The sequence below is a fragment of the Rubinisphaera italica genome (genome assembly GCF_007859715.1).
Lineage (GTDB): Bacteria > Planctomycetota > Planctomycetia > Planctomycetales > Planctomycetaceae > Rubinisphaera > Rubinisphaera italica.
Genome location: NZ_SJPG01000001.1, coordinates 1496420 through 1518997, shown reverse-complemented (window position 1 = coordinate 1518997; position 22578 = coordinate 1496420). Strand labels below are relative to the sequence as shown.

At 48.5% G+C, this 22578-nt stretch carries 18 protein-coding genes; 5 read left to right on the top strand and 13 right to left on the bottom strand.

The genetic code is table 11. The annotated features are described in order from the left end of the window. Positions 1-11 precede the first annotated feature (11 nt). Both Pan54_RS05770 and Pan54_RS05765 read right to left on the bottom strand, forming a co-directional pair. Positions 12-1433: a sigma-54-dependent transcriptional regulator gene (locus Pan54_RS05770; RefSeq protein WP_146502604.1), complete on the bottom strand. Its 1422-nt coding sequence runs from the start codon at positions 1431-1433 to the stop codon at positions 12-14. Continuing rightward, a complete protein-coding gene (locus Pan54_RS05765; protein WP_146502603.1) occupies positions 1418-2434 on the bottom strand; it encodes a sensor histidine kinase in 1017 nt (338 codons plus the stop codon). Before Pan54_RS05765 ends, Pan54_RS05770 begins: the two co-directional genes overlap by 16 nt. A gap of 794 nt (positions 2435-3228) precedes the next feature. Here Pan54_RS05765 and Pan54_RS05760 point away from each other — a divergent pair. From Pan54_RS05760 to Pan54_RS05750, 3 genes are read left to right on the top strand one after another with little or no spacing between them, the layout of a single operon-like run. Further along, complete coding sequence (locus tag Pan54_RS05760; protein ID WP_146502602.1) at positions 3229-3897, top strand: methyltransferase domain-containing protein; 669 nt, start codon at positions 3229-3231, stop codon at positions 3895-3897. After that, complete coding sequence (locus tag Pan54_RS05755; protein ID WP_165441601.1) at positions 3894-5039, top strand: NAD(P)/FAD-dependent oxidoreductase; 1146 nt, start codon at positions 3894-3896, stop codon at positions 5037-5039. The genes Pan54_RS05760 and Pan54_RS05755 overlap by 4 nt, the downstream gene beginning before the upstream one ends. Positions 5040-5053: 14 nt before the next feature. Further along, entirely contained in the window at positions 5054-6184 is a 1131-nt protein-coding gene (locus Pan54_RS05750; protein ID WP_315852393.1) for a type III polyketide synthase, read from the top strand. Between the two features lie 106 nt (positions 6185-6290). On the opposite strand, the gene Pan54_RS05745 is transcribed toward Pan54_RS05750, so the two are convergent. Continuing rightward, positions 6291-6845 (bottom strand): efflux RND transporter permease subunit, encoded by a 555-nt coding sequence (locus Pan54_RS05745; protein ID WP_146506317.1) that lies wholly within the window; start codon positions 6843-6845, stop codon positions 6291-6293. On the opposite strand from Pan54_RS05745, the gene Pan54_RS05740 reads away from it, so the two are divergent. Next, the gene (locus Pan54_RS05740; protein ID WP_207310273.1) at positions 6806-7447 is read left to right on the top strand and encodes an SGNH/GDSL hydrolase family protein; all 642 of its coding nucleotides are present in this window, start codon (positions 6806-6808) and stop codon (positions 7445-7447) included. The two genes, Pan54_RS05745 and Pan54_RS05740, sit on opposite strands and share 40 nt — an antisense overlap. A gap of 82 nt (positions 7448-7529) precedes the next feature. On the opposite strand, the gene Pan54_RS05735 is transcribed toward Pan54_RS05740, so the two are convergent. From Pan54_RS05735 to Pan54_RS05695, 9 genes are all read right to left on the bottom strand, one after another. Continuing rightward, the gene (locus Pan54_RS05735; protein ID WP_146502598.1) at positions 7530-11417 is read right to left on the bottom strand and encodes a hypothetical protein; all 3888 of its coding nucleotides are present in this window, start codon (positions 11415-11417) and stop codon (positions 7530-7532) included. Between the two features lie 200 nt (positions 11418-11617). After that, positions 11618-12331, bottom strand: coding sequence for a hypothetical protein (locus Pan54_RS05730; RefSeq protein ID WP_146502597.1), 714 nt, complete (start codon positions 12329-12331; stop codon positions 11618-11620). A 37-nt stretch (positions 12332-12368) separates the two neighbouring features. Beyond that, positions 12369-13400: a VWA domain-containing protein gene (locus Pan54_RS05725; protein ID WP_165441600.1), complete on the bottom strand. Its 1032-nt coding sequence runs from the start codon at positions 13398-13400 to the stop codon at positions 12369-12371. Continuing rightward, a complete protein-coding gene (locus tag Pan54_RS05720; RefSeq protein WP_146502595.1) occupies positions 13394-14320 on the bottom strand; it encodes a vWA domain-containing protein in 927 nt (308 codons plus the stop codon). The genes Pan54_RS05725 and Pan54_RS05720 overlap by 7 nt, the downstream gene beginning before the upstream one ends. Further along, positions 14317-15282, bottom strand: a complete 966-nt coding sequence (locus Pan54_RS05715; RefSeq protein WP_146502594.1) for a hypothetical protein — start codon at positions 15280-15282, stop codon at positions 14317-14319. Before Pan54_RS05715 ends, Pan54_RS05720 begins: the two co-directional genes overlap by 4 nt. Further along, positions 15282-16121: a DUF58 domain-containing protein gene (locus tag Pan54_RS05710; RefSeq protein WP_242631445.1), complete on the bottom strand. Its 840-nt coding sequence runs from the start codon at positions 16119-16121 to the stop codon at positions 15282-15284. The genes Pan54_RS05715 and Pan54_RS05710 overlap by 1 nt, the downstream gene beginning before the upstream one ends. 166 nt (positions 16122-16287) lie before the next feature. Beyond that, positions 16288-17340, bottom strand: a complete 1053-nt coding sequence (locus Pan54_RS05705; RefSeq protein ID WP_242631228.1) for an AAA family ATPase — start codon at positions 17338-17340, stop codon at positions 16288-16290. A 205-nt stretch (positions 17341-17545) separates the two neighbouring features. Then, a complete protein-coding gene (locus Pan54_RS05700; protein WP_146502592.1) occupies positions 17546-18478 on the bottom strand; it encodes a phytanoyl-CoA dioxygenase family protein in 933 nt (310 codons plus the stop codon). A 60-nt stretch (positions 18479-18538) separates the two neighbouring features. Further along, complete coding sequence (locus Pan54_RS05695; protein WP_207310052.1) at positions 18539-19891, bottom strand: Gfo/Idh/MocA family protein; 1353 nt, start codon at positions 19889-19891, stop codon at positions 18539-18541. Positions 19892-20280: 389 nt separating this feature from the next. Between Pan54_RS05695 and Pan54_RS05690 the strand changes: the two genes are divergently transcribed. Next, on the top strand, positions 20281-21210 hold the full coding sequence (locus Pan54_RS05690; protein ID WP_146502590.1) for a PIG-L deacetylase family protein: 930 nt from the start codon (positions 20281-20283) through the stop codon (positions 21208-21210). Positions 21211-21576: 366 nt separating this feature from the next. Here Pan54_RS05690 and Pan54_RS05685 read toward each other — a convergent pair whose 3' ends face one another. Then, positions 21577-22578, bottom strand: coding sequence for a hypothetical protein (locus Pan54_RS05685; protein WP_207310051.1), 1002 nt, complete (start codon positions 22576-22578; stop codon positions 21577-21579).

The window sequence follows — 22578 nt, the reverse complement described above, 5'->3', positions numbered from 1 at the left end:
CGATCCTGAATTCATGTCTCCATGAAATCGCTGGCTTCAATACTTAATGACTTGAGCTTGCTTCGTAATGTGACTCTGGAAATCCCCAGAATCGCAGCAGCTTTGAGTTGATTCCCTTTGGTGAAGCGAAGCGTCTGTCGGAATAAGTGACTCTCTGCAAGTGAAATCGCCTCGCTGTAAAGGTTTTCACTTCCCGCTTCCAACCTTTCTGTCACGAAACGACTTGAGAGGTAATCATCTGCAGTAGTCCCCAATCCGCCAATGATAGAAGCGTCTCCCAGTGAAGGAAGAAATTCAGGCAGCAGCAGATTCCCACGGGCTGTCAGCAGCGATTGCTTCATCACGCTTTCAAGTTCTCGAACATTTCCTGGCCAACGGTACGCCTGAAGCAGTTCCAGCGTTTCTGGGGTGAGTCCACGAATGTCTTTGCCAAATTCCTCGCTGTATTTCCTCAAAAAGAACTCGGCGAGAATTCGTATATCATCATCCCGTTCTCGCAGAGGAGGTAAATTGATTGTCACGACCGACAGACGAAAATAAAGATCGGATCGAAACAGACCATCTGAGACCAACTGTTTCAAATTATGATTCGTAGCCGCAATAATGCGCACATCAACGGTAATCGGGCTGTTTCCACCGACACGCTCGAATGTCTTATCCTGAAGCACACGCAGCAGTTTCGCCTGGGTCAGCGGAGACATGTCGCCCACTTCATCGAGGAAGAGCGTGCCCCCATCGGCCTGCTCCAGTTTGCCGATTCGCTGTCGGTTCGCATCCGTGAATGCTCCTCGTTCGTGACCGAAGATCTCGCTTTCGAGTAACGCGTCTGGAATGGCCGCACAATTGATCGCCTGAAATGGAGCTTTGGCTCGATCGCTATGATGATAGATGGCCTGGGCGACAACTTCTTTGCCTGTCCCGCTCTCGCCGAGTAACAGAACTGTAAGATTCTGAGAAGCAACTCTGCCGATCGCCTTATAAACTTCTTTCATGGCTCGACAACGACCAACAATGGCATCACCAGAAGTGATGTCATCGTCTTCTGCCAGAACCGGCTGAACACGAACCAGGCGACTCAGATTGAATGCTTTTTCGAGCAATGATCGGATCTCGTCCAGTTCAAGCGGCTTGAACAGATAGTCATATGCACCAAGTTTGGTCGCTTCAATTGCTGACTCAACCGTGCCATGACCAGTGATAAATATGAATGGGATTCGGGGATCCTGTTCTCGAAGTCGTTTGAATAGCTCAAGACCTGTCATGTCAGGCAAGCGAAGATCAATCACGACGACATCAGGACTTTTTTCTTTGAACAGCTTTTCCCCATCTGCTCCATTCTTGGCAGTCAGCACACAAGTCGTCTCATTACTAAAAGCCCGTTCGAAAGCTTTCAGAATAGAAGGTTCATCATCGATGACTAATAGACTTTGCATGACGCCTCGGTTCCAGATTGAAAATCCACAGAATCCTGTTCTGATTCCATATTCGCATGAGAGTAGTCATGAGTGATTGGGAGCGTCAAACAAAATTCTGCTCCCCGTATCTGACGATTCATTCCAGTCAAAGTGCCCTGATGCATTTCTGCAATTCGTTTGCAGATGCCGAGCCCGAGTCCGACCCCATTATCCTTTGTGGTGACGAAGGGAGAAAATAATCGACTTTCGACTGCAGGAGCGATACCAGTTCCTGTATCTCGAACAATGATCTGATAAGTCTCTTGAGATTGAGAAACTTCCAGTGTCAACTTGCCCCCTTCAGGCATCGCATCGAGAGCGTTCAGCACAAGATTAAGCAGCAATTGCTGAATTTGTGCGGAGTCGCCTTCAATAGTAGCAGGAATCTCGGGGAGATTGATCACCAACTCTACATTTTGAGTGGAACACCGGCTCTCAATCAATTGAGCGGTATTACGAATAATTTTCTGAATGGTAAATTTCGCAAACTCGCTGCGTTCTGGTCGGGCGTATTCAAGCAAACTGTTCACCGAACGCTCCATGCGGCGAATTTCATGGACAACCAGTTCCAGGTCATCCGTCGGTAAGCCTTCTTCAGCAAATTTATCTTTGTTGACCTGAATCAGCATCTTAATTGATGTGAGCGGATTACGTATCTCATGGGCAACTCCGGTTGCCAGTTGGGCCAGTGTCATCATTTGCTGAGCTTTTAAAGCTTCCGATTCCCGTGCCATCGTAACACGTTCCTGCTCGGCCTGCTTGGCAGCCAGAATCACAAACCAGACCGGTAAGGCACAGACCAGAGTCAGCAAGATTGCGTCAAAAAATGCTTCGCCTGTAATACCAAGAATATCAGGCATTATATAGGGCAGGACCAGCATCACAAATACTTCGGTCGTGAAAATGAGCACGAGGATGATCACGAGAATTCGCAATGGGGAACGAACAATGGTCGCTAAAATGGAATTATAATTGAACATGTCCGTCAAACGCCTTATTTCATCAAAAGAGAAATACCATAGATTTTCATTATTGCACTCAGTTCAAAGTATTTCATTATTCATCATACAGAAGTATCTGGCTGTCATATATTTCGCGGTCATCATTGTAGCGAATTTCACATCAAACGATTTTTAAGAATTTCACCTGTTAAAACACAACTGGCAGGCAACCTCCTTTGGTGGGAGATTGAGAGTAAAATCGTTGACTCACCAGATACGGACTTCACGTTGAAATCACAAGTGAATCATTTCGTACCGCAATCCATGTACCATTAATAAATCTCTGAAATTCAGGGGAGACACAACTCTGCCAGACTAGTACTGGAAAGAAAATGTTCATCGATTGGACAGTTTATAGTTCGCTAAAGATTATCAAAAAGAATCGACATGCGATAACTCTCTATAGTAGTATCAACACGGCATTCCTGCTTAGATTTCGGGTTGTTTTGATCTGCGAGTTTGAGAGGTATCAATCCGTATTCTTAGAGGGAACGTTCCACTTAGACCATTTTCAATTGGTATCTGCAGTCGCATAGACATCAAATGTCCTAAGAACGCTGCAGGTAATTTTTGAATATGCTCTAGACGACGTTCGATTACATACAGCAGTCTGGTCTGGCTGTTTTGGTAACCAATTGAGAACTTTGAGTTCTATGGGTCTGTCATTTCAAGAGGTTCTGACTAATATAACTTGAATAATCTCTGCTCCCCTTTTGTAAGGAAAGTTCACAATTCCGGTAAATTTGAAGAGTCGAAACCTGCAAGGGGAATTGATGGATGATCCCGATTTGGATCGAGCCGAACATGCAATGGCATTACAGGGACTCGCTCGGATCAATCTGGTGACGTGCAGCACACGCATGCTATGGCGGAACATACTCACGCTTTCTCAGGAAACGGAAAAACCTCTGTCGGTATTGGATGTCGCCTGTGGTGGCGGTGATGTTCTGCTGACTTTGGCAAAAAAAGGACAGGCCGCCGGCTGCAACATGAAGTGGATCGCCTGCGATTTAAGTCCGACCGCCATTGAAACGACGGCCAGTCATTTTGAAGCGGCTCAGTTGCCTGTTGAAACGCACATACAAAATGCACTGGAACCTGACCATTCCCTCCAGGCCGATGTCGTCTTCTGCTCTTTATTTCTGCATCATTTATCGGAAGATCAAGCTATTGAATTACTGAAAAGCATGGCATCCAGAGCAGAACGACTGGTTCTGGTGAGTGATCTCCGCCGTAGCCGATGGGGTTATCAACTGGCCTGGTGGGGCACGCGACTGTTGTCCCGTTCAAAGATCGTTCATGTGGATGGTCCTCGATCTGTCGAAGCCGCTTACACTGAACAGGAAGTTCATTCTCTGGCTCAGCAGGCTGGACTGGAGAATGAAACGGTGACTCGATTCTGGCCGGAACGTTTTTTACTGAAGTGGAAGGTTTCTGTTTGAATCAATCCATTACAGATATTTCGCTGACAAAAGCAGCTACTCAGTTATGGGACGTGGTCGTTATTGGAGCAGGACCTGCTGGCGCTGCCTCTGCTTTTCTACTCGCCCAAGAGGGATTTAAAGTATTAATTGTCGAAAAGAAAACATTCCCCCGAGCCAAAGTGTGCGGCTGTTGCTTAAGTGGGCGAGCAGTTCGGCAGCTTGAGCATCTGGGATTGTCGGAGGTGCTGACCCGAGCGATTCCTTTGAAATCCTTTGTCTTGAAATCGGCCAGTCAATCCGTTCGATTGCCAACCGCTGGAGGAGTCGTGCTTTCTCGGGCGGAACTCGATTACAATTTGCTGCAAAGGGCCGTCTCTGCAGGGGCAGATCTCATACAGGGAAGCACGGCAATCCTTGGGCAAGTGAACGATCACTCTCGGACTATAACGTTGCAGTCGCCTGCGGAAACTATCTTGCTGGAAGCCAAACTGATTCTCTGCTGCAGTGGATTGGGAGAGATTCCCAACAACTCTGGAGAAGAAATCCCTGTCGATGTCGAAAAGAATTCGAAGATTGGGGTCGCGGCTATTGTGGACTCTGGGAATTGGATTGAAAGTCAGACAATCGAGATGATTGTCGATCGTGCTGGATATGTGGGCCTGGTTCAACTGGAAGATGGAAAATTAAACCTTGCCGCTGCACTGAATCGCGCTATCATCAAGCAGGCAGGTGGAGTGACGCAAGTTATCTCTGGGATGCTTGAGCGGACGGGGTTTGGTACTAAGCTCTCGGCTTTCGCCCCCCAATGGCAGGGAACCTTACCGATTACAAGACAGCTCAGATGCCCTGCATTCCCTCGAACTTTTGTCTTGGGAGATGCTGCAGGTTATGTCGAACCGTTTACAGGTGAAGGCATGGCCTGGGCGTTTGAATCGGCTGAACTGGTTCAGTCTCTGGCCGGACAAGCGATTCATAATTGGAAACCGCAATTTGTACAGGATTGGAATTTCCATCACCAGAAGTTAGTCAGGAGACGGCAACTCACCTGTAAAATTATAAAAAGAATGCTGGATACGCCCTGGCTAATTCGACCGGCAATTAATCTCCTCAGCATAGCCCCGCAGATCTCTCGCCCCTTTGTCCGGTCTATCCACGGATAAAGTAGACGAACTCAATCCGAGCCTTCTCGACGAAAGTACTGATGAAAATAATTGCGATTGGAACAGCGACTCCAAAACATGTCGCCACAATGGAAGACCGGTTTCAAATCTCTCAGAAAATGTATCGAGGCTCCGAGAAGGAGCGTCGTGTGCTGCCTAAGTTGTATGAAAAATCCCGAGTCCAGCAACGACACAGTTGCATTTTGGGATCTTCCAGCGGCGACTTGATGGAGCGGCAAAGTCTCTATGAATCCGTTGAAGAACAACCCGATTATCTCGGCCCGGATACCTTAAAACGGATGCAGGCGTATCAGGAACATGCGACCCCACTGGCGGTAAATGCTTGCCAGCAGGCATTTGAAATGGCGAATCTGAACCCCAATCGTATTACTGATCTCGTCACCGTTTCCTGCAGTGGATTTCATGCTCCGGGATTTGATCTCGATCTGATTGAACAGTTGCCATTGAAGCGTTCGACTTCGAGGACACATGTCGGATTTATGGGCTGTCATGGTGGACTTAACGGCTTGCGGACGGCGGCCGCTTATACAAATTCTAATCCGGACTCAGCAGTTCTCTTGTGTGCGACAGAGTTATGCACACTGCATTATCAGTACGAAGGGGGAGCGGATCAGATTGTTGCGAATGCATTGTTTGCTGATGGAGCCATGGCGGTGATTGGACTTCCAGACTCATCAAATCATGCACCTCAAACCGGTTGGCGGGTCGCTGCTTCAACATCGTATGTCATTCCTGATTCTGTGGAAATGATGTCCTGGTCGATCGGTAACCAAGGGTTTGAAATGACACTTTCTTCCGCATTACCCCAATTGATTTACGACCACATTAAACCCTGGCTCAGTCAGTGGCTTGCCACGCACGATCTCTCCATTGAGGAAATTCGTGGTTGGGCTGTCCACCCTGGTGGACCGAGAATTCTGGCAGCTTTTCAGGAAGCCGTCGAATTGCCAGCAGACGCATTGAGGCATTCCTACGACATCCTGCAAAATTACGGGAACATGAGTTCGGCGACCGTCTTCTTCATTCTCCAGCAAATGATGCAAGACGAGAATCATCTCCCATGCCTGGTTCTAGGTTTTGGACCAGGCATCACGGTCGAAGCTGCTTTGTTATTACCCATTTAATTAGTCATCCTTGAAAATCATGGTGACTTTGGTTGCTGGATTTTCCTGGTCTGGGGGACATCAAATGGACCTTCAAATAACGCACATCGAGTCGACTTTAGAGTAGTCATATACTCCTGGGTTTCATCAACCAATAGTAGAAGGTAGGAACCACAAGCAGATTCAGGAGTGTGGACGTGGTCAGTCCTCCCAGAATAATGAAGGCCACAGGGAATTCGATTTCGTGGCCCGGAATATTGCCTCCAAGAATGATTGGCACCAGCGTCAGGGCTGTCATGAGAATCGGGGCAAGTCGCTCTGAGGCTCCCCGGAGGATTATATCGGTTCCGAACGGAACACCTTCGTTATGTTCGAGATGTCGATAGTGGTCGATCATCATGATGCCATTCCGAGCCGCGACTCCCAGGACGGTGACGAAGCCAATCAATGATCCCAACGAAATCACTCCTCCGCACAGAAAGGCTCCTGCAATTCCACCAATCACAATTTCGCTGCCTTCATCTGCACCACTTTCTAAAACCGCCAGATCTAAAGTTGTTCTTTGAACGACAAATCTCTTACGACGGAATTGAAATTCTCCCAGTCGTTCATAAACCCGAAGGCCCGCATTTGGAGAAAGTATTGGAGCAATTACTGGCCGCTGAAGGAGACCTTCCTCCATGCCAGGTTATCAATTCCAGTTTGAGCGGAGAATACATTCGTCGACTTCTCGACTCAGGACGATACGATCGCGATGCGGCCAAATTGCCAGGACTGGATTTCATTTTCATTCGCTACGGTCTAAACGACCGAGCGAGGCGAGAAGAGTTTTCCGAAAACTTCACCAAAGATTTTCACGAATTTCTTGCTCGCCTGAAAGAAGACCATCCGAACGCATTGCTTGTTCCGATGACTGTCATTCCCTTCGCTAATGAAGAAGCCAGCAAAGAGATCAACGATCTGGTTCGCCAAGTGGCCAAGAAAGAAAACTTAGAGGTCTTTGACATCTATCCACGCTACGCTGACGAATTGAAGAAGGGATTCAATATGCTCAATTATCGTCGGTATCCGCTCGAACAAATCGCCAAGCAGTATCACGAATTAGTCAAACCTTTTGTGAAGGGGCCAAGTGTGGAAATCATGAGTAATGAACTCGCCCCCATCCTCGGCCATCTGGAAGGTTGGTATGCAGATCGGCATCCCAACTTGGCCGGCTACAACGTGATTGCCGATGAAACCGCGAAGTATCTGTCAAAACGACTGCGTGAAATCAAGGACGAATAATGACATGAATTTTATGCTTTACGTAATTCATGATTATTCCGCGACACTCTTTTATCGATGCTTCATGAACTTAATCTTTTCCTCATGACCACTGAGCACTAAGTTGCCGTAAATCAGGTTTTGCTTTTGACTGCGAATCAGCGAAGTAGTGCTCTTCGACTTGAGCAATGTCGGACTGCAAAGCGGCTTGCTGTTCCGGGCTTAAATCCACAGTTTGAGCGTGTTTTCTGAGTCGAGTCAGAAGCGTGAATGGAGTAAGTGGTTCTTCTGCGATTGCCTCTTGAGCTGACGAAGCTGACTGTCGTTGACGGGCTAAGCTCACAAATCCAATCAGTATGAACAGCCCGGCAACACTGAGTAGAATTCCGATTGTCCAGGCATATCGATTCGAACCATACTCGGCATTCAAGGCAACAATTCGTTCCGTTTCTTCAAGATCGGCATCGACATAGCGCTGATAACTGCTTTTCTCCAGATCAACGACAGGATCGGGGAAGGCAAATTTCTCTGGCGTTGGTATTGAAGGATTGGCAGCCGTGTAATGTAGAGTCCAGGTTCTTTCGGAGCGAACAATCGGTTCCTCGGCTTCCTGATCAAATTCGATGACGCTGACTCCGGAATCATCTGTACTATCTATTTTAAATGCTGGAACCTTTGTCTCGACGAGATGTGAAAGTTCGGGAATCAGTCCGCGACCGGTGGCTCGGACTTCTACCTTGAGTTTCCCTTTATCGGACTCCCGTTCATCGAGTACCTGAATAAGCTCGGCGTCACTCCACTGAGAGGGAGTAGATTTTTTACCGGCATCAATTGGCAGAGGCGAAGTTGAGATCGGCAAAACGACATAGCCTGAGGTATCCATGAAATCGAGATCTAATTTCAGACCGGGGATTTTATCCACTTCGGGTCCTCGGGCTTTAAGTAGGAGATGAGCATACGGCGTGATTCGCCAGCCTTCGCGAGATTCATTGGCCCGGCTTTTCGTTTCCGGGTGATTGAAGGTAACCGAAAGCACTTCAAAATGATCCTGCAGCATGAGAATAGCCGCATCCTGAAATTTGTCCCGATAATTTTCGGTAGGGCGTCCGTAGTTGTAAGAGAAATACATATTTTTCTGGTTATTGAGGTACTTGGAAAAGCCTCCTGCTTCCCGCTCCAGTTCCTGTGTGTGATGCAGATCAATATAGACACCAAAAGGTTCCTCATTGCCTACGGTACTGCTTCCATCGAGGCGAGCAACCAGTTCGAGTTCGGTGACCAAATCCTTGTAGTAGTCGTAAACTTTGCGGGCTTCAAGTGCTCCCGGGTTATCGCCCACAAGTTTGAAACCTGCTTCGAGATAGCGAAACTTGCAGGAAGGACTGACCGCGCTCATGCGTGTGAACAGTCCATTTGCAAACTGATCGCGGTGACGTTCCCCCAATTCACCGGGCATTTTTTGAAGCATCTCGGCAATCTGCTCGACTTCACCAGGAGCCTCGCTATTCTTTTCGCTGATCCCCTGCAGTTCCGTGGCTCCCAGAGCCGCATAGAACCAGTGTTCGAACACGAGTGTCGACTGTTCGCGCTCAGGAAGTTCTGGTGCCAGTTTTAGATAAGCCTGAGCCGCATTTTCGAAAACGTCAAACGCGACCTGACGACGGGCACTGAATTCGGATGAAGGAGCCACTTCCTGCAAATAGTCATTCTCGTCATGCAATAAACAGGCTTTAGTAAGCGATAATTGCCAATGTTCTGGATACTGTTCCAGAGCCTTACTCAGCACGCTGCTGGCGACCTGATAACCACGCGTCACTTCAGCCTGAATATCCGCTTTTTTACGTTTGGTTTTGGCATCACGTTGCACGTTGGGATCACGCCAGGTGCTGCTCAGATTCGAACGCATTTTCTGGATCAAGCCTGCCATTGTCTCGGGCTCAATCGATCCCCATGTTCCGAATATTTCTTCGATGTCTTCGACATCATAAACCTCGGCGACGCTATGACATGTCATGAAGGCACTGACCAGCAATTCTTCATCGAGCTCTCCTTCAAGTGGCAGGGCTTTCAGACGGGTGATCCATTCTGAGAGTTGCTGTAAATTGCGTTCCTGTCGGGAACGAGTCAGTGGGATTTTCTCGGCCTTCTGTTCGTAGCCGTACATGAACATGTAATAGTTCGTGCGTTCGCGTGCAGCATTGGGGTTGTGATTTTTCGTCCACACTCTCAGGAATTCTTCAGCCAGTTCTCGTGCGGTCTCGGGATGTGTTTCAGAGAGCTGCTCGATATACGGAAAGGCTTCATCGGCTTCGTTAACCTTCAACCAGAGTTGACAGATTGTCTTGGTGAATTCTGGTTGAGAACTTTCATCCAGTATATCAAACCATTGTTCTGAGGGTGAGAATTCCAGAATAGCATTGATATCAATAGGACTCACTTGGCCCATGCGAAATGGTTGTGAAGAATCTCTCATCGAATAGGAGGGTTGAGCATAGTAGATATTTCCATACTGGTCCCGTTGCATTGAGTAGCCGTACTGACTTTGCTGAGAATGTTGATAGGCAACCTTCGCTTCAGTCAGCCAGTTACTGGCCAGCAGATTCAGAATTTCTGACAGCTCGTTTGTCACCTCTGTTTTTGCATCAAAGAATGATTGAACCGCTGCATGCTGTAGTTCGATATATTCCTGACGACTCGTAGCGTCTTGAGGTGTCTGGGCAAGACGCTGAGCAGTTGCGGTACCAATTTTAGCCAGAATTTCCTGACCTCGCTCAGGGTATTTGGTAAAGCTTTCTTCCAGCCAGGTTTTGCCGAGTTCCTCCCGGAGTTTGGGGGCTAAAGTGACAGCTCTGGTCAACGCCTGTGCCCGATCTGTTTCTGCTCCATCTTCTATCGCCAATGCCAACAGCGTGACATCCCAGGCTTGTTCTCGGAAGGATTCTTTCCGGTCTTTATTGAACTGAGCCAGATAATATTCGGCCAGCAGATTGAGTTCCTGCAGACTTTTCTTCTCTTTGGCCTTTTCCACGGAAGGCAGGAAGTCGATCGTGAATTGATTATATGAGGCGGCACTCAACAGGAGTGCGGAATTCTGTTTCGAGAATTCCTCGGTATCGATCTCTTTCAATTGAGCCACAAAATCTTCAATTCGATGTCCTGAAGCTACGGCTCGACGAAGCAAATTGGCCAGTTTACGAATTTGGATATCAGTCAAATCCTTGGGGGAAGCCAGTAAGATTCCCGTGAGATCCTGAAAATTTAACGAATGCTTTTCTGCATACGCCCTGGCGGGGCGATTTTGTGACTGATTCGCGTAATTTTGCAGGAACTGCTGCATTTCCGCAGACAGGCCGACAACCTGAGTGAAATCCATGCCGACCTGTGAACCCAATTGAGTAATCATTCGATCATAAGCGGCAACGGCTTCAGCTTCGGTCAGTCTCTCACGATTGGCCAGCAATTTCTTCAGTTGTTCCCATTCCCCAAGAGTCACAGATTCAGACAACAGCTTGATTGTCTCTGCGAATTTTTCTTTATCTTTCGCCAAAGCCTGCTGACTTTCGGTAAGAGGAGCTGGCTTTGTTGTGGCTGCAGGTTCTTCAGTCTTTTCTTCTTCTGCTGCTGCTTTCTCTGCTGGCTTTTCGGGTTTGTTTTTAATGACCCATAATTTGAAAATCGCTGAGGGGCGGCGGTCAAAACTCATACTTTGAATTTTCTTAAGACGCTGAGCCTTCCATTGTTCCTCTGCCTGCTTTTCTGCAGCTAGCCGCGCCTGTTCTTCCGATGCGGCATTTGCGGCAGGTTTTGTTTCTGTAGATGCATCTGCAGAAGTTGGAGCAGTTACTGAAACCGGCTTCTCTTCAACGGCAGGCTTTGCTGGTACGACCTGCAATGGGACATTTTGAGCAGGGACAGCCTGAGCTTTCAGATTAGGATTCAGATACAAACTAAACACAAGAAAAGCGAACGTGACGGCAAGCTGTCTCGACATAATAACCTCAGCAAAAGTATCTTTATTATCCTTCTCCCTGGGGAGCGGTTTTCTTCCTTTCTCCTGATGGAGAAAGGCCAAAGGCCGGATGAGGGGATCCCTTCGACGTTCTTATTACAATCAACACCCATTGCCCCTAACCCTCTCCCCGAGGAGAGGAAACTTTTTCGTCTCAGGTGAATTCACCCTGACATGTCTGCTCAAGAGCCATTTCCATCCGGGAGTGGCCCCAGACCTGCACTTTTGCCTTTTTTCTCATTTTTCTTGGCAACCTTACGACTCGGTTTCTTCCCCTGGCATTGACCACTACAGCAGCCTTTGCATTGGCAGGGAAGATTCAACGCCTGGAGTTCACTCAAGTCCATTCGTGCCAGTCGAATGGCGGCTTCAAGATCGTGTTGACGCGTGGCAAACTCTGTAGAACTTCCTTCTGCTTTTGCCTGTTCAGCCATCACCCGGTAATGCTGCCGTGAAGCTTCGATCTCTGGTTCCCACTCGGTATTGGGAAGCCCTTCGAGTCGCATCAGCCAGGTCATGTAGTATTGAGCACTGGCGAGGGCCTGACGGGTTTCTTTGACCAACTCGGGAGATGAAGTTTCGTCCGTTTCGAGTTCCTTGAGAAGTCCTTCCAAAGCAACTCTGGCTTCGGGAAGTTCGCTCGATTCCATTTGCGTTTTCGCGAAAGCGAGACGTATTTTTCGTTGTTCCGTTTTGCGATCCTCAGGAATTTCAGAGAGGGACTTTGCAAAGCTATGTTTGGCTTGATCAAAATCTCCTTTCTCGGAACTCATCTGTGCCTGCTGGAGAGAGGCATCAGCTTGATCGAGCTGCATCTGTTGCTGGCCTGGTCCGACATGATAGGCCCAAGCAAAAACCGGAATCGAAAGCCAGCAGAGTATTGCAAAAAGTCGCATCAATTACCTCCTGTTAAAATTCTAATTACAGATTCGTTTAAACAGCAGAGTTGATTTTCGAAACTGTTTGAGAGCCTCGGAGCGATTTTCGCTCATTTTCTCGATTGTTCATTCTAACGCCCGGATAGTAGTTTCGTCCAAAATATTCCAGGAATAATGGTAGAAATGCGAAAGCGAATCCTCCTGCACCAATCAATAACAGAGCATAGTCTCGCTTCGTCCATGGCTCTTTAAGATTTTGTGTACCACGATGGCTGATCTCTGAGACGAGATCGGAAGGCAGATGGTGTCGATTGCCATCGTGATAGATCCCACGCAGTCTGGTCGCGATTTGTCTTAACGTGAAAACATCCTGTTTGGACTGACGTCCGTCGATAAAAGAGCCCTGTGCGGGATCACCCACTCCCACCACAATGACATTACCAACGGAAACGGGCATAGGCTGCAATCCCTGCGGGGGAACCGTATCGCCATCTGTGACCAATAGCAGAGTCGCACTGCCGGGATTCCAGGGTTTCGCTAAAACTGCAGCTTCTTTAACACCATCGAGCAGTCTTGTCTGACCCGATTCAAACGCATGATAGAGGGGTAAATCTCCCAGTACGCCATCGACAACATCAAGATCTTTCGAATCGACAACGACAGGCTTGGCTCCGTTATATACCGCGATGACCGAAACCAGGAATTCCTCAGCCGGGATGCGTTCAAATAACGAACGCATCACATCTCGGGCTCGTGATTTGCGGGATTGTGTCTGAGTGGGGCCGGCATCTTCGAGTCTCATACTCGGCGAAACATCCAACACAATTAAAAGGTGTTGTTCTTTTCCCGGCTGAACTTCTCCCTCAGGTCGAAAAGCCCGCGGTTTTTCAACCAGCAAAGTCGACAATCCCCAAGTCAGGAATCCGATTGAGACGACTCGTATGACAGGGGCAATTTTAACCCAGTGGCCCGGCTGTTGATCATATCCAAAGGCGAGTGGAGCGAGGCGCTGGCAGCGACGCAAATGCCAGAACTCGGCGATGAGCGCCAGCAGGCAGACTATAGCAGTGATAACTTCAATTACCATGGCGTGTACCTCAGTCCGGAAAGTCCGATCATTGAGAGTGCCAGAAAACATAAACCGGTGATTGCCGCAGGCTGAAATTGATCGTGTGTCTCGGCAGAGATCTTGACCAGTTTCGTTTGCTGCATCTTGTCGACCCGAGCAAAGACATCAGATAAAGCGTCCTTATCTCCCGGCTGAAAAACTTCGCCATTGGTTTCGTAAGCAATTTTGACAATCTCATCAGGGACTTCCCCTCCTGCTACATGCACGTCGTAAAGGACGATGTTATCCTCCTTGAGTGCAGTCGCTATTTCGCTGGCTCGATTACCGAACAAGTCGGCACTGGCACCGTCTGAAATGAGGATAATCATGCGGTCCCCTTCCTCTCGTTCCAACAACGTTCGGCGACAGGCTTCCAGAGCCTTGCCGATTTGTGTACCCCCACCAAGTCCAGGAGGCAGTCGTTTGCGCGGGTCCATGAATGGCAATGCGTATTGGAATGCAGATGTGTCAGTCGTTAACGGCACCCATTGCAATGTTGCATCGCTGAAAAATGTCAGACCAAACGCGTCTCCTTCACGATGTTTGACAAAATCATTAATTGCTTTCATCGACGCTTCATAGCGTGTCCCTTCCTCGAACGGAGCAGTCATGCTGCCAGAGATATCCACGCAAAACTCGATGTTGGTCAATGCCCGTTTTGACCGGGGACTTCCTTGCTCTTGAGGGCCGGCCAACAGGAAGATCACAATCATCAGAATTGCAGCCGGTAGCGATTCAAACAAATTGATCGTCCGTCGCCATCCCAGGCCGGAGCCATGATTCCCGTAGTCGCTGGGAATTGCGATCTCACGACCGGATCGTTTCCAGGTCCAGGTCAGTAAACCGATCGGAATAACGAGCAGCGCCAATAGTTCGGGATGAGTGAATCCGACAATCATTTCTCACCTGCTTTAGCCAATTCGAGGTGATGATTAGGATTGTTATCGAGGTTTGTAGAGTCTAATGGATGAACAGACGAGTTGGGAAATTCAGCCTCAGTGATGTTCTCATAAGGAGCCAGCAGAGCAGCAATATCGACGGGAGCGGCTGGATCGGGACAATGCAGCCAGAATTCCAATTGTCTCAGCAATGGCCCGGCTTCATCGTGAGCTTTTAATTTCTTCATCACATCAGCCGGCGACATCTCCTCCAGATGTAACCGCTGACTCCAGTAGCCAATCAACATCCTCTCCAGTTGAGCACGCTGGTCGGCTGGCAAGGAACCATCTCGAGCAGAATGGACAAGCGGAAGCAGGCGTTCGGCTAACGTCAATTGCGATTCCGTTTCACGGACTTCCACTTGCTCTCGTTTTCTTCCAGCAAATATCAGAGCCAGCAAACCGAGCACCCAAACCACGCCGCCAGCAATGAGCAGTAATTGATATCCGCCCAGCGAAGGAAGGATCGGTTCAGATAACTCTGTGGGAACGACTTGACCGGCTGGTAATGTCTCCGTAACACGTACCAGAACAGGATCGATCTCGTCCACAGCCGATCCGTCGGACCGAATGAGATAATCGATCAGATTGTACGTTCCCGGTTCAAGGGCATAAAAATCAAAATCGTACCGATGATCCGTCCCATGCCCGAACGTTTCGATAATTCGTAATAAAAAGGGATCGTGACGATTTTCGAGAGGGCGAACAATCAGTTCTGAACCCGGCAGTACCACTTGTTCCAAAGTCGCGGTCATACCGACTGTTGTTGTGAGATCGGTCTCCGTTTCTTCAGAAACGGAGTTAGTAACTTCAACAGAATCTCCAGTCACATTTTCAGCTACTGCCAAGCTGGATTGGATGATAATCAAAGCATTGAATGCAATGATAACGAGCAGGATTCGATTTGATTTTGACAAAGACATTAGCGGGCTCCTCGTCCGATCAAGCCGCGAGCGGCGAAGAATTGCCGGAGTCGCAATGCGATCGGCTGATCCGTGTCAACAACTAGATGGTCAATCCCACTTCGTCGCAGATCGTCTTTCAGTTTTTCATGATTACTCCAGATTTTGCGGCCATGTCCAACAATTGTCTGCCCGCTTTCCGCTTCACGAGCTCGATAAAAACCGGTTCCTCGTAAAGTTCGCTCTGCAGGATCGCGCATTTGCAGCACGCAACAATCGTGGCGTTGTGAAAGACGTTTGACAATCGGTAATGCGCCCGGTTCGTGCATATCACTGATGATGATCATCAGCACCCGATGAGGCAAACTGGGGCCAAGTTGTGTGAGTCGCTCGGCCATTTGTGTCGGTTCATCGTCGCGGTATTTTCGCAACTTATGCAGCCATTGCAGAATCTGGTCTTTCGCCAGCGAAGGTTGAAAATGCAGAGGTCTCGAACCAACTCCGATGATTCCCACCGGACTGATTCGATCCAGACATGCCAAAGCCAATCCGCCTGCAATCTGCACACCGAGTTCATACTTACTATGACGATAACTGCTGATCGCCATCGAAGCGGAAGTATCCATCACCAGATAGACGGGCAGACGTTTGGGAGCCTCATATTCCTTAACGAAAATTTTCCCCGTTCGAGCTGTCACTCGCCAGTCGATCGACTTGATGGGATCGCCAGGGAGATAAGGCCGCGACTGCACAAACTCCAGCCCAGAACCTAGAAACAGAGAGCGATCCGTTCCGTAATTCAAGCTGTCAGCAAGTCTGCGAACTGCGACCAGAAATTTTCGGGAATCGAGCGGCTCCACGGCGTTCAATGTCCGCGCATTTCGATCCCTGTCTGGAATAGAACTCTGACTCAATGAAAACCGTCTCAATATGATTTACTTTCTGGGCTCGTCAAAGAATATTCGCAGTTCGCAGGTTGGGTTAGCGAAGTCATAACCCAACCGACTTCTGTGGATCAGAATCATTTTAAGCCATTGCAGGCTTTCCATTTGTGATAGGATTTCCCCCCGCTTCTGTCATAATTTGCTGGAGAATTTGTGGACCGGTTTGCCCATCTGCCAGTGCTTCGTAGTTGAGTCGAATTCGATGCAGAATGATGTCTTCTGCAAGTGCATACAGGTCTTCTGGAATGACGTAATGTCGACGGTGAATAATCGCGCGGGCTCGTGCGGCTTTGATGAGTGCAATGCCTGCTCGGGGGCTACATCCGAAATCGAGACGGGAATCGAGTCTTGTTCGGTGGACAATATCAATCACATGATCCGTGAATGTCTCACTGACATAAACCTGTTGCACGGCATTCATGGCCGCAATCAAATCTTCAGCCGAACCGACCGCTTCCTGCTCGAGCACATCAAACTCCGTCCGGGCTACCGCTCCTTCGCCTTCACGTCGAATACCGAGCCGGGCATTTCGTATTAAGACTTCGCGTTCCTCGGCTGGTGTCGGATATTGAAGGCGATGGCAGAGCATGAAGCGGTCAAGTTGAGCCTCAGGCAATTCGAATGTTCCAGCCTGTTCGACGGGATTCTGAGTCGCGATGACGAGAAAAGGAGCCGGCAGTTTGAAGGTTTCGTTTCCGATCGTCACTTTGTGTTCCTGCATCGCTTCGAGCAATGCACTTTGAACTTTCGGAGCGGCTCGATTGATTTCATCTGCAAGCAGCAGGTTCGTGAAGATTGGCCCCTTATGCACGCGAAAGTCGTTCGATTTCTGATCCAGAATTTCCGAGCCGACAATATCCGACGGCAGCAAATCGACCGTAAATTGAATTCGACTGAACTCCAGATGAATACTTTTCGCGAGTGCAGAAACGAGCAACGTTTTTGCCAGACCGGGAACGCCCTGTAGCAGTGTGTGTCCACCCGTGAATAAAGAAATGAGCAAACGTTCGACAACCACATCCTGACCAACCACCACCGTAGCGATTCGTTGTCGAATTCGATCGATAAAATCCCAGATGGGTGTCATGTCTGGACTTTCCTGATGTGGCACAGAGGATTCACCGGAAAGAGACATAGACCTTCTCCATCTACTAATATACAACCGACTCATTATCATAGATTAACAATTGATCACATTTCCATCATCCTACATTGCATCTACTCGAAAGATCAAACAATTAGAGAAAATTATTCGATATGATGTCTCTAAAGTACAAAGGGACTATTAACTGGGCTACTACATATCCATGTCTGCGGTCAATGAAGATGTGGTTTGCATCTCAACGGATTGTTGGCAGGCTCGACCAGAAGTCGGACCATTCGTCAGAAGGGTCGACCAGGAGCGGATAAAATGGATCGCCCATCGGCTTACCGGTTGGGAATTCAGGATATGTTCCGGCTCCGGGACGATTCGTATCATCAACATTTGAAACAACACCATCAGCCATCACATTAATAACCGTCGCCCGACGAGAACGCTCGGACCGATTTTCGTAAGAGCCATGCATGAGAACCGGGTGATGAAAACTGGCCTGGCCAGCTGACATGCAGATCGGTACTTTATTGTCGAAATCAAGCTGTTGCTCAGGCGTGAGAGCGTCTCGAACAGCATCCATGTCACCTGCCAGTTTCGTCTTTTCAACCAGCCCCCAACGATGTGATCCGGGAATGTAATACAAGCAACCGTTTTGCGTGTCGACATCATCCAACCCGATCCAGCAGGTCAAATGAGCCATCGGTTTAGTCCATGTCCAGTAAGAGTAATCCTGATGCCACGCGACTACTCCCCCATGTCGGGCTGGTTTGCTGAATAGCTGATCGTGGAACATTCGAAACCCGCTTCCCAGCAATTGGTATGCGGGAACAAGAAAGGCAGGATTCCAAAGCAGGTCATGGAAACCGGGTCGCACCCGCCATGCTCCAAGAGCGTGAAACAGCGTTGCATTCGTGTCGTCGGCTTCATTGGAATGATACTCGTAGAAATATTCTCGACCACTATGATCCGGAATTACCATCTCTGCCAACTCTGATCGAAGTGCTTCCACTTGAGTAGAGTTGAGCAGTTGGATACCGTGCAGAAATCCTTGTACCTGAAATTGATTAATCTGATCAGGACTCAATTGATGTTGACTCCATTCCTCAACGGTCTTTGGTTGAGTAAACAGTTTCGTCAGAAGCCGGTGTTGTAAGCCGAGATCCTGTCCAGTTGTCATTTTCTGAGCCTTATCAAATCGAAAACTTCAGCGTTTAACACAATCATTTTTTGTGACTCATTAACTGACTTCCCAACCCTTACGGTAGGTGCCATTAATGATCACTTCCGTTTCTGGATTGTTTGTCACCTGCATCTTGTCGTGATTCCAATTTAGTTTTCCGCCAGTGCGAACAGCCAACACCCCTAACAATGTAATTTCGGTCAAACGGGAGCCGTATTCAAAATTGCTGAGAGCAGGTCGTCCTCCTTTGCAGGCATCCAGCCAGTCGCGATAATGGTCCTGCACACGAGGAATTGTGGCAGGTGGCAACTCCGGCTTTTCAATCAGTTCTCCATTTTGTATCAACCGTGGTGTCCCACCTGCACCTTCACAAAGCAAATGTCCCTTTGTGCCGACAAACATCACGCCACGACTGTAACGACTGCGTACAGGATCCACTCCCTCAGGAAGTTCCGGCATCACACCGCCGTCGTACCAGGTAATTTTCAACTCTTGTTGATCTCCTGATTTTGGGAAGTGGAAGTAGCAGATCGTTCCCTGTGGAGCCAGATCCGGGTGAGTCTGGCCGACACAATGAGCTTCGACAGTTGCAGGAGCATACAGGTTGAGTGCCCATGTGGGAGAGTCCATATCGTGGCAGGCGAAATCACCGAGTGCTCCGCAGCCGAACTCCCAGAAGTCGCGCCAGTGGACCGGATGATAAGCCGAATGAAATGGACGCAGCGGACGAGGTCCAATCCATAAATCCCAGTTGAGTCCCTTCGGCACCGACTCTGCTTGAGTTGGAGGAGCCATCAGTTCAGGATTCCAACGCTTGGCGGGAACCCAGGAATGCACTTCAGTCACATCACCAACTGCTCCACTGCGAATCAACTCAATCGTTTGAGCCATCGTGTCGCGTGAGTGTCCCTGATTCCCCATCTGTGTTGCAACCTGCATTTCCTTAGCAACTTTGGAAACGAGACGAGCTTCACGGATGTTATGGGTTAACGGCTTTTCACAGTAACAATGTTTCCCCAATCGCATCGCATGGACTGCATTGTGAGCATGTTGATGATCGGGCGTAGAAATCATCACGGCATCGATGCCCTCTTCGCGATCGAGCATGACACGATAATCTTCGTATTCTGCACAGCCGTGGCTGGGTGTTTTCGCCGCATAAAAACCTTCAATTTCCGATTTGAAAGGCATGCGACCATTCACTGTCCGATAAATCCGCAAGCTTTTGGTATCAGTTTCCTGAGCGGGATCCGCCACCGCGATCACCTGTGCGTCAGCATGTTGCATTACGCCTTTAAGGTTCCCTCTGGCCCGTCCGCCACAGCCAATCATCGCAATATTGATTTTCTCACTCGGAGGGACGAACCCTTTCCCTCCCAGAACATGACGAGGGACAATTTGAAACGCCATACCAGCTGCGACTCCTGTCGCTGCTTGCTTCAAAAATTTACGACGATTAACTGCAGAGGACTTCTCACGTACAGTTTCGACTTGTGATCTATCCGCAGTCGTCGATTGCTGAGTTGATGAAGTGTCTATTGAGTGGTCGGGGTTCATCTATTAGGGCTCTCATTTTAATAGGCAGGGATAATATTTAAGATGGTTCGATGGACCTTATCCATTATCGATCACCTCACTGTGTAATGGTAGGCATTTGAGCTGTGCTATTCATAATGGTTAATACTTTAAACGTGAATTTTAGTCTCACAAGTGATACATTAACTGTCAAGCATATGAATTGAGACATGATCAGAACACAAACCTCATGCGACGAAAAACATTTTAATCAGGAGAGAGACATGCGATCCATTTCTGTTTACACGCTCCTTTTAATGGGACTGATGTTTGTTATCGATCATGTCCAGGCTGCTGAGACTCCGAAGTTACGAATTATCTGCTTTGGTGCCCATCCCGATGACGCCGAATACAAAAGTGGAGGAACTGCCGCCCTCTGGGCTGAACAGGGGCATCATGTCAAACTGGTTTCAGTGACGAACGGGGATATTGGACATTGGAAAATGGCGGGAGGTGAACTCGCGCAGCGAAGGACGGCGGAATCGGCTGAAGTTGCAAAGCGACTGGGAGTCACTTCACAGGTTCTCGATATCCATGACGGTGAACTCCTGCCGACTCTCGAAAACCGGCGAACAATCACGCGGCTGATTCGTGAATGGGACGCAGATATTGTGATTGCTCATCGTCCATGGGATTATCATCCCGATCACCGCTATGTCGGTGTTCTCGTACAGGATGCCGCATTTATGGTCACCGTCCCCTTCTTCTGTCCGGATACTCCCCCTCTGAAGAAAAATCCAGTCTTTTTGTATTCGAGCGACAACTTCAAAAAGCCTTATCCATTCGATGCGGATATTGCAGTCGGGCTGGATGATGTCTTTGAAAAGAAAGTGAATGCTCTACTCGCACTCGAATCCCAGACATTTGAGGGGGGAGCGTTGGGAAGTGCGGAAAAAACAGCGAAAAGTCCACCGGCTTCTCAACCTGAGTTGAGGAAGGCATGGCTACGGGAACGCTGGGAACGTCGCCAGGGAGGCGAAGCGGATCGATTCCGGGCGGCACTCGTTCAGTGGTATGGGCCAGAAAAAGGGAAGCAGATCCGTTACGCCGAAGCGTTTGAAATCTGCGAATATGGCAGGCAACCAACGGCTGCCGAGATTCGAGTACTGTTTCCATTTTTTACGGAACCAGAAAAAACCGGGGAGAGCCGGTAACAAATTGAATTGCAGATTGATATCCCAAGAATATCTCACACGTATTCAATTGGCATCCTAGAGTATATTCATAAATCACCTGCAGCGTTCAGCAGGAGCAAACACAGCGTTTTTAGGACATTTTATGTCCATGCGACTGCAGATACCATTTGAAAATGGTCTAAATGCAAATCGCACACTCAAATGTGAAATACTGATCTATGAAGCTTAAGTATCGCCTGTTTTGCCATTCGTTTAACAGGTTTGACATGGTCAAGATATCGCTGATTATGAATTCCACATCATCGCCTCGCTGACGCACCGGGTTATGATTTTATTGGAAATTGAACCAAGGATCCGCACTGATTTCAGTATACCTGTCGATAATCAATCGGCTTTGTTTCTGTTGTCATCTGATTCCGTTTTTGATTTTCGATAAATTTCAGCCAGGGGAATCAGTAGAGATTCAAGTTCTTTCAAGTACTCCGATTCAGTAAAAGCAGCCTTTCGTTGGCGAAGTCTGGCAAGTTCGACTTCGAGTTGATCGCGTTCACTTCGAAGCTCCTCGGACAGAGCGGCATCGTTTTGATCGGGAACAAGAATGAACTGACTGGCGAAAGTACCATCTGGAAGGAAATCGTCAGTCGTGGATTTAATGAGATGGAGACCTCGGAACCAATCCGCGGGCGTTCCTTTGTGATCGGCATTGTCATCCAGAACTGAGTGTTCGGTCGCGAGTTGGGAATTGGAATCATAATATTCCTGCGTTTGTTTCGACGCGGCCAGCCAGGCTTCGAGCAAAGATGTCTGACCATCTTTGTCAAGATCGGCTGTAGGATCATCGATCAATGTCGAAAGGTATTCCCCGAAACGTGCAAAGTTCGATTCAAATCCACTTTGGGTGGCAGTGACGATTACGCGATTCTTTGCAGATAGTTGGCCAATGAACGGCCCACTCGCAGAGGCACAGTTGATGAATGCGATTCGACAGGAAATTGCAGAGAGCTGTTCATTCAGTTCAGCTGCGGTGATATCTGGACCACGCAAGTTGAACTTTGCCTTGCTGCCATCAAATGTTCCGTGACCGATCAACACGATCCATAGTGTTTCGGGAGTCTCTAAAGACATTGATTTTAGAATTCGGGAAAGTGCATCGCGATCCTGTTCATCAGCAGTTGAGTTCTGCGTTCCGATCACTTGATATTGGGACTGAGATTTAATCGCTGCACGTTCCCAACGTCTGGACCACTCCACAAACATCGTTTCGTAACTGGATTCACCCGACTCCCCAACAACGACGATGACAGACGTATTCGATGGCGTTTCCAGCCCGAAAGTATTGGAAACAGAACATAACAGTAACACAAATAAAGCAGCCACCATTTTCAT

Bases quoted from the DNA above. Each gene is read 5' to 3' on its own strand.
- Pan54_RS05685 (WP_207310051.1), bottom strand. From the start codon at position 22,578: ATGAAAATGGTGGCTGCTTTATTTGTGTTACTGTTATGTTCTGTTTCC.
- Pan54_RS05765 (WP_146502603.1), bottom strand. From the start codon at position 2,434: ATGTTCAATTATAATTCCATTTTAGCGACCATTGTTCGTTCCCCATTG.
- Pan54_RS05760 (WP_146502602.1), top strand. From the start codon at position 3,229: ATGGATGATCCCGATTTGGATCGAGCCGAACATGCAATGGCATTACAG.
- Pan54_RS05720 (WP_146502595.1), bottom strand. From the start codon at position 14,320: ATGATTGTCGGATTCACTCATCCCGAACTATTGGCGCTGCTCGTTATT.
- Pan54_RS05715 (WP_146502594.1), bottom strand. From the start codon at position 15,282: ATGTCTTTGTCAAAATCAAATCGAATCCTGCTCGTTATCATTGCATTC.
- Pan54_RS05730 (WP_146502597.1), bottom strand. From the start codon at position 12,331: ATGCGACTTTTTGCAATACTCTGCTGGCTTTCGATTCCGGTTTTTGCT.
- Pan54_RS05770 (WP_146502604.1), bottom strand. From the start codon at position 1,433: ATGCAAAGTCTATTAGTCATCGATGATGAACCTTCTATTCTGAAAGCT.
- Pan54_RS05735 (WP_146502598.1), bottom strand. From the start codon at position 11,417: ATGTCGAGACAGCTTGCCGTCACGTTCGCTTTTCTTGTGTTTAGTTTG.
- Pan54_RS05705 (WP_242631228.1), bottom strand. From the start codon at position 17,340: ATGTCTCTTTCCGGTGAATCCTCTGTGCCACATCAGGAAAGTCCAGAC.
- Pan54_RS05690 (WP_146502590.1), top strand. From the start codon at position 20,281: ATGCGATCCATTTCTGTTTACACGCTCCTTTTAATGGGACTGATGTTT.
- Pan54_RS05745 (WP_146506317.1), bottom strand. From the start codon at position 6,845: ATGGAGGAAGGTCTCCTTCAGCGGCCAGTAATTGCTCCAATACTTTCT.
- Pan54_RS05725 (WP_165441600.1), bottom strand. From the start codon at position 13,400: ATGGTAATTGAAGTTATCACTGCTATAGTCTGCCTGCTGGCGCTCATC.
- Pan54_RS05700 (WP_146502592.1), bottom strand. From the start codon at position 18,478: ATGACAACTGGACAGGATCTCGGCTTACAACACCGGCTTCTGACGAAA.
- Pan54_RS05695 (WP_207310052.1), bottom strand. From the start codon at position 19,891: ATGGCGTTTCAAATTGTCCCTCGTCATGTTCTGGGAGGGAAAGGGTTC.